Genomic DNA, 13,589 nt, shown 5'->3' with positions numbered 1-13,589 from the left:
CTGTGGACAAACCGCCCTTGCCACAGCCCGTGTGGCGGAGCGTCAGCCGCCGAGCGCTTTCAGCCACGAGCGCCGTGCGTCCAGCGCCTCGGCAGCCTTGGCGATCGCAGCCTTGTCGCCCGACTTCTGGGCTGCGGCGAGTTCGTCCTCGAGCTTCTCGATGGCGTCGGTGAGCTGACGCGTCATGTCGTTGGCACGGGCTTTGGTCTCGGGGTTGTTGCGCTTCCAGTCGGCTTCTTCGCGCGTGCGCAGGCTCTGTTCGATCTTGCGCAGGTCATCGTCGAGCGCCCGCTCCGATTCGCGCGGGAAGATGCGCCCGATCTCGTCCCAACGACGCTGGATGCCGGTGAGCGTCGTCCGCGCCTTCACGATGTTGCGCTCATCCGCGACCGAGCGTGCCTCCTCGATGAGTGCCCGCTTCGCCTCGATCTTCTCGCGCGAGGCCTCGGCATCCGCCGACTCCCGCTCGATCCGCGCCGAATACAACGCGTCGCCGGCAGCCTTGAACCGTGCCCACAGCGCGTCGTCGACCTTCTTGCCGGCGCGGCCGGCAGTCTTCCACTCGTCGAGCAGCTCGCGATACGCGGGGATCCCGTCCTCGCCCTTCGGCGCGAGCGCCTCTGCCTTCTCGACGAGACGCGTCTTGCGGTCGCGTACGCCCTTGTGTGCCTCGTCGAGCTCGGCATAGAACTCGCGGCGGTGCTTGTCGAACGTGGCACGCGCATCCCGGAACCGCTTCCAGAGCTGCTGCGCCACCGACTTCGGCAGGCGAGGCCCGTTCTGCTGATCGGACTGCCACTGGTCGAACAGTGCTGAGACATCTGCCGACGCCTGCTTCCATTGCACGGTGCGCGGGTCACGAGCGGCGATGGCCTCGACCTTCTCGACCAACTGGGTGCGGGTGCGCACGGCTTCGTCGACGGCTTCGCGTGCGGCCGCCGCTTCGGTCTCGGATGCCGCGGTCAGCGACTCCGTGAGGGCAGCGACGCGGGCGACGAGACTTGCCAGATCGCCGACGGCGGCCGCGCCGTCGAGCTTCGCGTTCACGGCCCGTGCGGCGCTCCGCAGGTCCGCCGCGGACGCACCACCGCGGTGGTGCCGAACTTCGAGGAGTCCGACCTCGCTCGCGAGATCGGCGTACTTGCGCTCGTAGTACGCGAGCGCCTCTTCGCTGGATCCGTCGGGATACTGCCCGACGACGCGCCAGCTGTCACCCTCGCGCACCGAGACGGTGCCGTCGTCGTCGACGCGTCCCCAGGGCTCACCTGAGCTGCTCGGTGCGGCCGGGGCGGCCGCCGCCTGCGGGGCGACGGGACGCGGCGCGGGACGGGGGAGGGTCGGGCCGGGTACGACGGGACCAGGTACGGCGGGCTGGGCGGGTGCGGACTCGTCCGCGACGGAATCCTCAGTGGCCGGTTCCTCGGCAACGGGCTCCTCAGCGGCCGGCTCCTCAGCGGCCGGCTCCTCAGCGACGGACTCCTCGACAGGCGAGTCCTCCTCGACGGGGTCCGCCTCGAGCGGCTCCTCTGCAGTCGGCACCTCGGCATCGACCGGTGCGACGGTGGGCTCGCCCGCATCCGACTCGATCAGATCAGCAGGCTGATCATCGGCCTCTGCGCCGACAGTCTCGGTGTCGTCGGATGATGCGGCCTCGACCACCTCGACGCGGTCTGCGGCGGGGGCTGTCGGGTCGACGGCGGTCTCCGCCTCGGCGGGCTCGTCAACGGTGGACTCGGGAGTGAGATCTGCTGCGGCAGTCACGGGATGCACCTCATTGCGGCATGGGCCGCCTGTGGGGGATGGACGGCTCCCAAGCCTAGTACGGCGGAGCCTGCTCTCCCGGGGCTCCCAGCTCGACGGTCAGGGCGTCGGGGTCGGAGTGACCGAGGGTGTGGGCGTCACGGTGCCCGTCGGCGTCGGCGTCGTGGTCGGTGTCGGCGTGGAGGTGGGGGTGGGTTCGGGCGCGCCAGGGCCGGCGACGAAGTAGGCGGTCTGTGCGGCGACGACGCCGAGGATCAGCAGCCCCCCGGCGATTCCCGCGATCAGGTTGTCGCGCGTGCGGCGCCGGATCTGGCCGTCGCGGAACTGCTGGCGTGCCTGATACACACGCGTCCGCTCGCGCGTCGCGCGATCCTTGCCACCGGTCGCCACGGGATCTCCTTCACCTCCCGGTCAGCGGCCGGGCCGCGTTGATCCTACGTGCCGCCCGGAGCTGCGTCCAAACCGCGGGGCTGGTGGTCGCGGGCCCCGACTAGCCTGGACCGATGACCGTCCCCGCTCCCTCCCCACGCGCCCCCGGCGCGTCGCGTGGAGCCCCTGGGAGTGTCGGCCCGCCGACCGCGCTCTTCCAGGGGCAGACGCCTCTCGCGGTGCGGATGCGTCCGACTTCGCTCGACGAGGTCGCCGGCCAGGGTCATCTGCTCCGGCCAGGATCACCCCTCGTGACCCTTGCGAACCCCGATGCGAGCGCGACGGCCACATCCGTCATCCTCTGGGGACCCCCTGGTACCGGCAAGACCACGCTCGCACAGGCGATCGCGCGCTCGTCGGGGCGTCGGTTCGTCGAGCTGTCTGCGGTCAGCGCGGGCGTTCGCGATGTGCGCGAAGTGATGCAGGAGGCACTCACGCAGCGCGACCTCTATGGGCAGTCCACGATCCTGTTCCTCGATGAGATCCATCGCTTCACAAAGGCACAGCAGGATGCGCTGCTGCCCGGTGTCGAGAACGGGTGGGTCGTCCTCATCGCGGCGACGACGGAGAACCCGTCGTTCTCCGTCATCTCGCCCCTCCTGTCACGTTCGCTGCTGCTGACCCTTCGCCCACTGACCAATGACGACCTGCGGATGCTGATCGATAGAGCCGTCGAGGACGCCCGAGGACTCGCGGCGAAGATCGTGCTGCGGGATGACGCGCGCGACGCCCTGGTCCGGCTCGCGTCCGGAGACGCCCGTCGAGCGCTCACGGCGCTGGAGGCCGCGGCATCCCTCGCAGAGCCCCCTGCGGATGACGGCGGCTCCGACGAGGTCGTGAGGCCCCAGATCACTCCCGAGCACGTCGCACTCGCGGTCGACCGTGCGCTGCTGCGGTACGACAGGCAGGGCGACGAGCACTACGACGTGATCAGCGCGTTCATCAAGTCGATCCGCGGCTCCGATGTCGATGCATCCATCCACTACCTCGCTCGCATGATCGAGGCGGGGGAAGATCCGCGGTTCATCGCGCGCCGCCTGATCATCTCGGCAGCCGAAGACATCGGGCTGGCCGACCCCCAGGCGCTGGTGATCGCGGTCGCGGCGGCGGACGCCGTGCAGCTCATCGGCATGCCCGAGGGCCGCATCCCGCTCGCAGAGGCCACCGTGTACCTCGCGACGACGGCCAAGTCCAACGCCGCCTACCTGGCGCTCGACGCCGCGGTCGCGGATGTGCGCGCCGGGGGCTTCGGTCGAGTCCCCGCACCGCTGCGCGATGCGCACTACCCGGGGGCGAAGCGACTCGGCCACGGGAAGGGCTACATCTATCCGCATGACTCCGACATCGGGGTCGTCGCCCAGCAGCACCTACCCGATGAGCTGCGGGGTCGTCGCTACTACGCACCGACCAACCACGGCCAGGAGCGCGAAGTGCAGGCGCGACTCGAGAAGATCCGTCGTATCCTCGACGGCGACTGACCGATCCGCTGGTCGCCTCTCCTCCGACCGGGCTTGGTGTGCTACGACAAGGCCGATCCGGCAATCCATCAGGTTCGAATGTCGGCGGTGCGCAGTAGCCTGAATAGGTGAACATAGCTTCGACAGCCTGGATCGACATGGAGGATCCGGAGCGATTCCTCGATGAGCGTGATGTGCTGCTGCCCGGTGAGGTCCCGCAGCGGGCGGACGAAGACGTGTGGTCCTCGGGCGAGGCCCACAGCGCCGCAGCGGCGGCACTCGAGGCAGTCATGGTTCGCGCCCGGGTTCTCACGGCGGAACAGTACGCCGGCCTGGCGGCGGTGCTGAGGGATGCCGCTGCGCACCCGGATCCCTGGGTCGGACCCGATCCGACTCGGCAGCCCGACTGGGTCGACCCGCGCGATCGAAGCGCGGGGGAGGTCCGACGTGAGCGTCGTGACATCGCCGTTCGCGCGGCTGCCGCCGACCTCGCGACGAGGCTGCAGCTGTCGGAGTCGATGGTGCGCAACAGGGCCGCCTACGCCGAGACCCTTCGGGAGAGGTGTCCAACAGTCTGGGCGAACTTCTCGTCGGGCGGAGTTCCGGAGCAGAACACCGTCACGGCAGCTCAGCTCGCTTCCACACTCCCGCGCCGCGATCGAGACGCGTGGGCACGCTTCGATGCTGCGCTGGCGGATGCCGCACGCTCGCTGCCACCCGGCAAGTTCAGGATCCGCGCCCGAGTTGTGCGCGAGCGGGTTCACCCCGAGAGCATCGACGACCGTCATAGGGGTGCTGCCGCAGACCGCGGCGTGTGGCTGACACCCGAGCTGGACGGCATGGGCACGCTGACCGCCGACCTTCCTGCTGACCGCGCCCATGCCGGTCTTGCTCGGGTGGACGCGATCGCTCGGCATCTGCACGCCCAGGACGGAGAAGAGCGCACGCTCGCGCAGTTGCGGGCCGACGTGCTGGCCGACCTCCTGGCCAAGGGTGACACCGCCGATTCTCAAGGGATTCGGCAGCGCGCCGCCGTCGCCATCACCGTGCCGGCGCTCACCCTTCTCGGTCGCGACGACACTCCCGCGACCCTCGAAGGCTATGGTCCGATCGATCTCGAGACAGCGAAGCGGCTCGCGGGCGGAGCGTCGAGCTGGATTCGGATACTCACGCATCCTGTCACCGGAACTGTGCTCGACATCGATCGCAAGGCGCACCGCGTGCCGAAGGCACTGCGCCGGTGGCTGGGAGTTCGCGATCCCGTGTGCGTGTTCCCCGGGTGCACTCGACCTGCTCGCGACTGCCAGATCGACCACCGTCTCGACTGGCAGTACGGCGGCACTACGAGTGACACGAACCTTCCGTGTCGATGTGCGGGGTCCGCGCCAGCGCTCCGCACTCGCGAGATCGGACCGCGTCAGTTTGCGGTATCCGCGCCATCACGCCGCGCCGCCGACACCACGACCGCGCCACTTCGCGACATCCGCGCCATCGATCGACGACGCGGATGTCGCGAACAGGCGCGGATGCCGTGATGCGAGCGCTGTCTCTGACGTCGGCGCCGCGAGACCTCGAGTGCACAGCGACCCGAGCCTTCCTCGAAACCGCCTTCGACGTCGACGGGCGGAGGGGGCACGAGGTCGTGCACGTCTTCGGCGTCGCGAGCCCTCAGCTCGACGAGCTCGACATCGGCGCCGAGATTCCGGTACTCGACAACCACAGGACCGCCCGCTGGATCCCGCTCGACGCGCTCCGCGCGGGCGACCCGCCGTTCCATCCCGTCGGTATGGCGGAGCTCGCCGCCGCGCGTGCGGTGGCATGCGGCGCACGGCAGGCGTGAAGACCCAGGTCTGGTAGACTTGACCGGCTCGAAACCCAGTTTTCGGGCATCCCCTTCCCCCACAAGACCATCGGCCTGCCCCGACGTGCGCGCCGACCGGCAGGGAAGGCGATACGTCCGTGAGCTGCGAAAGACGCGGCCACGTCATCGGAAGGACACCTTCGTGCCCACGAAGTCCCAGGACCGCCGCAAGGTCCGTCTGTCGCGCGCGCTCGGCGTTGCGCTGACCCCCAAGGCCGCCCGCTACCTCGAGAAGCGCCCCTACGCGCCGGGTGAGCACGGCCGCACCAAGCGCAAGCAGGACAGCGACTACGCCGTCCGTCTCCGCGAGAAGCAGCGTCTGCGCGAGCAGTACGGCATCCGCGAGAAGCAGATGCGCAACACGTTCAACGAGGCCCGCCGCAAGGACGGCCTGACCGGTGAGAACCTGGTCGAGCTGCTCGAGATGCGTCTCGACGCCCTCGTGCTCCGCGCCGGCTTCGCCCGCACCACCGCGCAGGCACGCCAGCTCGTCGTGCACCGCCACATCCTGATCGACGGCCAGACCGTCGACCGCCCGTCGTTCCGCGTGAAGCCGGGTCAGCTCATCCACGTCAAGGCCAAGAGCGAGGGCACCGAGCCCTTCCAGGTCGCAGCCGCCGGCGGTCACGCCGAGGTTCTGCCTCCGGTTCCCGCCTACATCGAGGTCGAGCTCGACAAGCTGCAGGCGCGCCTGGTGCGTCGCCCCAAGCGCGCCGAGGTTCCTGTCGTCTGTGACGTCCAGCTCGTCGTCGAGTATTACGCAGCGCGGTAGAGCCAGCGTTCGATCGAAGGGCGTCGGGGTTCAACCCCCGGCGCCCTTCGTCGTTTCCGCATACGATGGGATGCGCCGCGCCCCGGCGGCTCCCCAAGGAAGTGATGAGATGAAGAACGTGCTGCTGTTCCTGCTCGGCGTTGCCAGCGGGTTCGTCCTCGCACACCTCGTCAACAAGGATCCGCGCGGTCACGAGCTGCTCGCCGAGGTCGACGCGCGCATCGGCGCGTTCACCGATCGCATGGGCGACGCCTATCGGGAGCAGGAATCCCGCATCACCGGCCTTGTCGATGAAGTGAAGGATGCCGCAGCCGAAGCCGGCGCGGCCGCGAAGTCGGCCGCATCCGATGCCGTCGACGCCGCGAAGTCCAAGGCGGCAGATGCCATCGACTCCGCCGCGGACGCCGCGTACAAGCTCACCGACTGACCCATCGAGGCGCCGCCCCCTGCATGAGGGGAGACGACCGCGCCCACTGCGAGGACCTGAATGAAGACCGCCGAGATCGCCCAGCGTTACCTCGAGTACTTCGAGAGGAACGGCCACGTCATCGTGCCGTCCGCTTCGCTCGTCACCGACGACCCGGCGCTGCTTTTCACCGTCGCAGGCATGGTGCCGTTCATCCCATACCTGAGCGGCAACGTCCCCGCGCCGTACGCCCGCGCGGCAGACGTCCAGAAGTGCATCCGCACGAACGACATCGAGGAAGTGGGCAAGACGCCGCGACACGGCACGTTCTTCCAGATGCTCGGCAACTGGTCCTTCGGCGACTACTTCAAAGAGGGCGCCATCACGTACGCGTGGGATTTCCTCACCGGAGCCGAGGCAGATGGAAAGCTCGGATTCGATCCGAAGGACCTGTGGGTCACGGTCTACGAAGAGGACGACGAGGCATTCGAACTCTGGAAGCGGATCGCAGGTCTCTCCGAAGACCGGATCCACCGGCTCGGCAAAGACACGAACTACTGGAGCACCGGCCTGCCAGGACCGGCGGGGCCCTGCTCCGAGATCTTCTTCGATCGCGGTCCGGAGTACGGCATCGACGGGGGCCCCGCCACGGACGATGACCGGTACGTCGAGATCTGGAACCTCGTCTTCATGCAGTACGCGATCGAAGACGTGCGCTCCAAGTACGACTTCCGCATCGTCGGCGAGCTGCCGAACAAGAACATCGACACCGGCATGGGCCTCGAGCGCGTGGCGTTCATCAAGCAGGGCGTCGACAACATGTACGAGACCGACCAGGTGCGACCGGTGCTCGACAGAGCCGTCGAGCTTTCGGGCCGCCGCTACGGCGCCGATCACGAGGACGACGTCAGGTTCCGCATCATCGCGGATCACATACGGTCGTCGCTCATGCTGCTCTCCGATGGCGTGACCCCGTCCAACGAGGGCCGCGGCTACATCCTCCGCCGCCTCATGCGGCGCGCCATCCGTTCGATGCGACTGCTCGGCGTGGACGGCCCGACCTTCCCCGACCTGTTCCCCGCGTCGCGAGACGCGATGCGCGACGCCTATCCGATCGTCGCCGAGGACTACGCACGCCTCTCGGCCTATGCCTACGCCGAAGAGGCGACGTTCCTGCGCACGCTGGCTGCCGGTTCCGTCATCCTGGACGCGTCCCTCGAGGCGACGAAGGATGCCGGCGGCACTGCTCTTGCAGGTGACGAGGCGTTCCTGCTGCACGACACCTACGGATTCCCGATCGACCTCACTCTCGAAATCGCTGAGGAGGCCGGGCTCAGTGTCGACCGCGCTGCGTTCGACACGCTCATGCAGGAGCAGCGTGCGCGCGCGAAGGCGGATGCCCGTTCGCGCAAGCGAGCCCTGGCCGACCTGAGCGTCTATCGCGACCTGCGTCTGAAGGGCGAGACGGTCTTCACGGGGTACACGGATCTCGAGACCGAGTCGAGCGTGCTCGGCATCCTGGTCGACGGGCTGCCGGCCGACCGCGCCTCGCAGGGACAGATCGCCGAGGTGATCCTCGCCGAGACCGCGCTCTACGCCGAGTCGGGCGGTCAGGTCGCCGATAGGGGCGTCATCATCGGTCCGGGTTACGAGCTCGAGGTCCTCGACGTGCAGAAGCCCGTTGCAGGCCTGGTCAGCCACACCGTGGAGGTCACGTCGGGTGAGGTCGGCGTCGGGCAGCCGGCGACATCCGTCGTGGATGCCGCCAACCGGCGCGCGGCGCGGCAGGCGCACTCCGCGACTCACCTCGTGCACGCGGCCCTCCGCGACACCCTGGGAAAGACCGCGACCCAGGCGGGATCGCTCAATCGCGCCGGGTACATGCGCTTCGACTTCACGTGGGGCCAGTCCCTGTCGGATGCGACGAAGTCCGAGATCGAAGAGATCGCCAACAACGCCGTCCGCGACAACCTCGAGGTCACCACCCGCGTGGTGGCGCTCGACGAGGCGAAGAGCCTCGGCGCCATGGCGCTGTTCGGCGAGAAGTACGGCGAGACGGTGCGCATGGTCGACATCGGCGGTCCGTGGTCGCGCGAGCTCTGCGCGGGCACGCACGTCTCGACGAGCGCCGAAGTCGGCCTCATCAGCCTCGTGGGGGAGTCTTCGGTCGGCGCGTCCAACCGCCGCGTCGAGGCTCTCGTCGGGCTCGACGCGTTCCGCTCGCTCGCCGCGGAGCGCGCGCTCGTGTCCCAGCTGACCTCGACGCTGAAGACCCCGCGCGAGCAGCTTCCGGCACGTATCGCGGAGCTCACCGCGAGCCTGAAGGCAGCGGAGAAGAAGATCGCGGCCTACGAGACCAAGGCGCTCGGCGACCGGCTGCCCGCGCTCGTCGAGAAGGCATCGACGGTCGGCGCACACAGGGTCGTCGCCGAGTCACTCGGCACCGCGGCATCGACGGACGACGTCCGCGGGCTCGCGCTGCAGCTGCGGGACCGCCTGGGCGCCTCGGCTGGTGTCGTCGCTCTCGGCGCCGAGGTCGGCGGGCGTCCGGTCGTGATCGTGGCCACCAACGATGCGGCGCGCGGCGCCGGTGCGAAGGCCGGCGCGCTGGCGAAGGTCGCGGCGACGGCGCTCGGCGGCGGCGGCGGTGGGCGCGACGATGTCGCACAGGGCGGCGGGACGGATGCGGCAGCCCTGCCTGCTGCGCTCGCAGCCGTGAAGGCGGCGCTCGCCGCGTGAGTGGGTTCCGGCGCGGCGTGCGCCTCGGCATAGACGTCGGGAAGGCGCGCGTCGGCGTCGCGCGATGCGACCCGGACGGTCTGCTCGCGACTCCGGTGGAGACCGTGCAGCGCGACGACCGGTCGGTCGAGAGGGTCGTGACACTCGCTGCCGAGCACTCCGCAACCGAGATCCTCGTCGGCCTTCCGCTCAATATGCGCGGCGAGGACACCGCCTCGACCACGGACGCCCGGCGGTTCGCGTCCGAGCTCGCAGCCGCATCCGAGCTGCCCGTCCGACTCGTCGACGAGCGTCTCAGCACGGTCTCGGCACACGCGGCACTGCGCGAATCGGGGAGATCTCAGCGTTCGTCTCGTAGCATTGTGGACCAGGTCGCGGCAGTCGTACTCCTCCAGCAAGCGCTCGATGTCGAGAAGAGCACTGGTCGCCCGGCCGGTACCCCCGTCTTCCAGGAGCCCGCCTGAAATGCCCGATCCCTCGTCCGATGATCCGTTCGCGGATCTCTTCGGCAAACTCCCCGACCCGCGCTCACGTCAGCTCCGCTCCTCCAGCGAGGACTCCGCCTCCGGTTCTGGCGCGAACGCGGGCGGCGCTCCCACGTCCTCGTTGGCCGACACCGGCGGCGTGCCGCTTTCCCGTCGCGCCGCGCGAGAGGCTGCGGCTCAGCAGTCGGCGACCGCCGCCGACGCTGCAGCACCACCGCCACCTGTCCCGCCGCTCCCGGCCACTGCGCCGCCGGCTGGCACGAGCGCCGCCGCCGCAGCGGCAGCCCAGCACGAAACGGCGCCGATCCAGGTCGACCCCCATGACGAACCGTGGCTGTTCGCCGGGGCCGAGGCCGCTCCAGCCATGCCATACGGACGGGGTGCTGCCTCGCGTGAGAACGGTCCCGAGGCACAGCGCACCGACTCGCTCGAGAGCCTCTTCGCAGGTCATGCGAGCACCGACGATTTCGGCCACCTGCCGCCGCCGAAGAACAAGCGCAAGCGCCGCATCGGCGGGTGGATAGCGCTCGGCATCGTGCTGCTCCTCATCGGCGGAGTCGTGTCCGGCGGGATCTGGGTCTGGAACACCTACGAAGACAAGATCCGCGAGGTGATGGGCTGGGAGGAGCCGAAGGACTACGCCGACGGCGAGGCCAACGGCGAGGCCTACGTGACGGTCGCAGAGGGCGACACCGGAAGCCCTATCTCGCAGTCTCTCTACGACGCCGGCATCACGAAGACCCCAGGCGCCTTCTACGACTACCTCATCGAAACGCAGCAGAACCCGCCGTTCGTGCCCGGCGTGTTCAAGATGCAGAAGCAGATGACGTCCGAAGCGGCGCTCGCAGCCCTGCTCGACCCGGCGAACAAGATGGAGAACACAGCCCAGCTGCGTGAGGGGCTCACTGTCGATGCGTCGCTCCCGATCCTGGCCGAGGCGACCGGACTCCCGGTCGAGGACTTCCAGGCGGCCGTCGCCAACCCGGCCGACTACGGTGTCGCCGCCGACAGCCTCGAAGGCTGGCTGTTCCCCGCGACGTACACGTTCGATCCCGGCGTGACCGCGCCGCAGGTCATCCAGACGCTCGTCGACCGCGCCGTGAAATCCCTCGACCAAGCGGAGGTTCCGGTCGAGGATCGCCCGCGCATCCTCACGATCGCCTCGATCATCCAGCGCGAAGCGCGATTCGAGGATGACTTCTACAAGGTGTCTCGCGTCATCCAGAACCGTCTCGACCCCGACAACCAGGAGACCTTCGGTCTGCTGCAGATGGACTCGACAGCGCAGTACGGGTACGGCGAGCTGCACGACGGCACCGTGAGCTCGTCGGAGGAAGCGCTCAACGACGACAATCCGTGGAACACGTACCTTCACACCGGGCTGCCGATCGGTCCGATCTCCAACCCGGGTGACACGGCGATCGACGCCGCGATGCACCCGGCTGACGGTGATTGGCTCTACTTCGTCACGGTGAACCTCGACACCGGCGAGACCGTCTTCACGTCGAACCTTGCCGATCACGAGCGTGCCCGCGCGCAGTGGATCGCGTGGTGTGCCGACCACCCGGACTCCGGATGCTGAACCCCTTCCCTGGGGCACGGTTGGAGGTGTGGGGCGACCCGATCGCGCACAGCCGGTCACCGCTGCTGCACGCGGCGGCGTACGACGTGCTCGGGCTCGACTGGTCGTACGGTCGCCGCCGTGTCGACGAGAGCGGATTCGCCGCCGAGCTCGCATCGCTCGACGGCACGTGGCGCGGGCTCTCGCTGACGATGCCCCTCAAGGGCGTCGCCTTCGAGGCGGCCCGACACCGTGGTCGACGCTCGCTGCTCACCGGCGCGGTGAACACGCTCCTCCTCACCGCAGACGGCCCGCAGGGCTACAACACCGACGTCGGCGGCATCATCCGGGCCCTCGTCGAGCAGGGGATCGACGGCATCGATGCCGCCCGGATCGTCGGCGCGGGTGCCACCGCGACCTCCGCGATCGTCGCTCTGAGCGAGCTGGGCGCGACGCAGGTGGAGGTCGTGGCTCGACGTCCTGAGGCGGTGGAGAAGCTCGCCGCGCTGGGCGCGCAGCTCGGCGTCGCGGTCGTCGCCACTCCGTTCGACGACCGGCCGTACACGCCTGTGGCGGTGACCGTCGCGACGCTTCCGGGGGATGCTGCGCTGGGGGACTCCACCGCCGATGCCCTGGCAGCCGCCGGCGGCCTGCTGTTCGACGCGGTGTACGGACACTGGCCCACCGCACTGGCGAACGCGTGGGAGCGCGCGGGCGGAACGTCGCTTTCGGGGCTGTGGATGCTGCTGCACCAGGCTGTGCTGCAGGTGCGGCTGTTCACGTCGGGCGACCTCGACATTCCGCTCGAGAATGAGCCTGCCGTGGTCGCCGCGATGCGCGACGCCGTCATGGGAGAGTGACGCCTCCCCACGCGTGGGAGACTAGTCGAATGCTCCGCGTGCTCACGGCCGGCGAATCGCACGGCCCCGAACTCGTCGCCATCATGGAGGGCCTGCCCGCCGGCGTCCCCATCTCGCGCGCCGCTATCCAAGCCGACCTCGCTCGCCGCAAGCTGGGTTACGGCCGCGGCTCGCGCATGAAGTTCGAGGAGGACGACCTCTCGATCTCGGCGGGTGTCCGCCACGGCGAGAGCCTCGGCAGCCCCATCGCCCTGCGGATCGGCAACACCGAATGGCCCAAGTGGGTCGAGGTGATGAGCCCCGACCCGGTCGATCTGACCGACAAGTCGCGCGGGCGGGGTGCTGCCCTGACCCGACCGCGTCCGGGCCACGCCGATCTCGTCGGCATGCAGAAGTACGGGTTCGACGAAGCTCGGCCGATCCTCGAGCGTGCGAGCGCGCGCGAGACCGCCGCGCGGGTCGCGCTCGGGGCTCTGGCCCGCGCTTTCCTGGCAGAGCTCGACATCCGGCTGGTCAGCCACACCCTCTCGATCGGCCCGGTCCGGGTTCCCGAGGATGCGCCGCTTCCTGCACCCGAAGACGTCGACGTGATGGATGCCGACCCGCTCCGGTGTTTCGACCCCGCCACCTCGGCGCGCATGGTCGAAGAAGTGGACGAGGCGCGCAAGGACGGCGACACGCTCGGCGGCATCGTCGAGGTGCTCGCATACGGCCTTCCGCCCGGGCTGGGCTCGCACGTGCACTGGGACCGCCGCCTCGACGGCAAGCTCGCGCAGGCGCTCATGAGCATCCAGGCGATCAAGGGCGTGGAGGTCGGAGACGGATTCCTCACCACCACCCGGCGGGGGTCACGGGCGCACGACGAGCTGTTCGCCGGCGACGACGGCATCACCCGCTCGAGCGACCGTGCAGGCGGCACCGAGGGCGGCATGTCCACCGGCACCGTGCTGCGCGTGCGCGCCGGCATGAAGCCCATCGCCACGATCCCGCACGCCCTGCGGACGGTCGACATCGCGACCGGCGACACCGCCGCGGCGCACCACCAGCGTTCGGACGTGTGCGCCGTGCCCGCGGCGGGCGTCGTCGCCGAGGCGATGGTCGCGATCGTCCTCGCCGAGGTCGTGCTGGAGAAGTTCGGCGGCGACAGCGTCGCAGAGACGCGCCGCAATCTCGAGTCCTACCTCGCCTCGATCCCCGCGACACTCCGCACCGCATCGGCCTCGCAGGCCGCGCTGCTCGATCACGAGCTCTCCTGACC

Annotated in this window: 12 protein-coding genes; 10 read left to right on the top strand and 2 right to left on the bottom strand. The window is 69.4% G+C overall.

Annotated elements, in window-relative coordinates; genetic code table 11:
• Positions 1-42: 42 nt before the first annotated feature.
• Both ABD188_RS12355 and ABD188_RS12350 read right to left on the bottom strand, forming a co-directional pair.
• On the bottom strand, positions 43-1,761 hold the full coding sequence (locus tag ABD188_RS12355) for a DUF349 domain-containing protein (protein WP_425561347.1): 1,719 nt from the start codon (positions 1,759-1,761) through the stop codon (positions 43-45).
• 99 nt (positions 1,762-1,860) lie between these two features.
• Positions 1,861-2,151, bottom strand: a complete 291-nt coding sequence (locus ABD188_RS12350; RefSeq protein WP_344062577.1) for a dioxygenase — start codon at positions 2,149-2,151, stop codon at positions 1,861-1,863.
• Positions 2,152-2,375: 224 nt separating this feature from the next.
• On the opposite strand from ABD188_RS12350, the gene ABD188_RS12345 reads away from it, so the two are divergent.
• From ABD188_RS12345 to aroC, 10 genes are all read left to right on the top strand, one after another.
• Positions 2,376-3,668: a replication-associated recombination protein A gene (locus ABD188_RS12345; protein ID WP_344067077.1), complete on the top strand. Its 1,293-nt coding sequence runs from the start codon at positions 2,376-2,378 to the stop codon at positions 3,666-3,668.
• A 107-nt stretch (positions 3,669-3,775) separates the two neighbouring features.
• Entirely contained in the window at positions 3,776-5,182 is a 1,407-nt protein-coding gene (locus ABD188_RS12340; protein ID WP_344062574.1) for an HNH endonuclease signature motif containing protein, read from the top strand.
• Positions 5,155-5,487: an NUDIX hydrolase gene (locus tag ABD188_RS12335; RefSeq protein ID WP_344062571.1), complete on the top strand. Its 333-nt coding sequence runs from the start codon at positions 5,155-5,157 to the stop codon at positions 5,485-5,487. Before ABD188_RS12340 ends, ABD188_RS12335 begins: the two co-directional genes overlap by 28 nt.
• 163 nt (positions 5,488-5,650) lie before the next feature.
• Positions 5,651-6,280, top strand: coding sequence for a 30S ribosomal protein S4 (gene rpsD, locus ABD188_RS12330; protein ID WP_344062568.1), 630 nt, complete (start codon positions 5,651-5,653; stop codon positions 6,278-6,280).
• Between the two features lie 109 nt (positions 6,281-6,389).
• Positions 6,390-6,707, top strand: coding sequence for an ATPase (locus ABD188_RS12325; RefSeq protein ID WP_344062565.1), 318 nt, complete (start codon positions 6,390-6,392; stop codon positions 6,705-6,707).
• Between the two features lie 60 nt (positions 6,708-6,767).
• On the top strand, positions 6,768-9,425 hold the full coding sequence (gene alaS, locus ABD188_RS12320) for an alanine--tRNA ligase (protein ID WP_344062562.1): 2,658 nt from the start codon (positions 6,768-6,770) through the stop codon (positions 9,423-9,425).
• On the top strand, positions 9,422-9,889 hold the full coding sequence (gene ruvX / locus ABD188_RS12315; protein WP_344062559.1) for a Holliday junction resolvase RuvX: 468 nt from the start codon (positions 9,422-9,424) through the stop codon (positions 9,887-9,889). Before alaS ends, ruvX begins: the two co-directional genes overlap by 4 nt.
• Position 9,890: 1 nt before the next feature.
• Positions 9,891-11,492, top strand: coding sequence for an endolytic transglycosylase MltG (gene mltG, locus ABD188_RS12310; protein WP_344062556.1), 1,602 nt, complete (start codon positions 9,891-9,893; stop codon positions 11,490-11,492).
• Complete coding sequence (locus ABD188_RS12305) at positions 11,486-12,331, top strand: shikimate dehydrogenase (protein ID WP_344062553.1); 846 nt, start codon at positions 11,486-11,488, stop codon at positions 12,329-12,331. Before mltG ends, ABD188_RS12305 begins: the two co-directional genes overlap by 7 nt.
• Before the next feature lie 29 nt (positions 12,332-12,360).
• The gene (gene aroC, locus ABD188_RS12300) at positions 12,361-13,587 is read left to right on the top strand and encodes a chorismate synthase (RefSeq protein WP_344062550.1); all 1,227 of its coding nucleotides are present in this window, start codon (positions 12,361-12,363) and stop codon (positions 13,585-13,587) included.
• Positions 13,588-13,589: the final 2 nt, after the last annotated feature.

Source organism: Microbacterium pumilum (assembly GCF_039530225.1).
GTDB classification, from domain to species: Bacteria; Actinomycetota; Actinomycetes; order Actinomycetales; family Microbacteriaceae; genus Microbacterium; species Microbacterium pumilum.
This window is presented reverse-complemented; position numbering and strand designations above follow the sequence as displayed.

Bases quoted from the DNA above. Each gene is read 5' to 3' on its own strand.
- ABD188_RS12345 (WP_344067077.1), top strand. From the start codon at position 2,376: ATGCGTCCGACTTCGCTCGACGAGGTCGCCGGCCAGGGTCATCTGCTC.
- ABD188_RS12335 (WP_344062571.1), top strand. From the start codon at position 5,155: ATGTCGCGAACAGGCGCGGATGCCGTGATGCGAGCGCTGTCTCTGACG.
- ABD188_RS12325 (WP_344062565.1), top strand. From the start codon at position 6,390: ATGAAGAACGTGCTGCTGTTCCTGCTCGGCGTTGCCAGCGGGTTCGTC.
- alaS (WP_344062562.1), top strand. From the start codon at position 6,768: ATGAAGACCGCCGAGATCGCCCAGCGTTACCTCGAGTACTTCGAGAGG.
- mltG (WP_344062556.1), top strand. From the start codon at position 9,891: ATGCCCGATCCCTCGTCCGATGATCCGTTCGCGGATCTCTTCGGCAAA.
- ABD188_RS12305 (WP_344062553.1), top strand. From the start codon at position 11,486: ATGCTGAACCCCTTCCCTGGGGCACGGTTGGAGGTGTGGGGCGACCCG.
- aroC (WP_344062550.1), top strand. From the start codon at position 12,361: ATGCTCCGCGTGCTCACGGCCGGCGAATCGCACGGCCCCGAACTCGTC.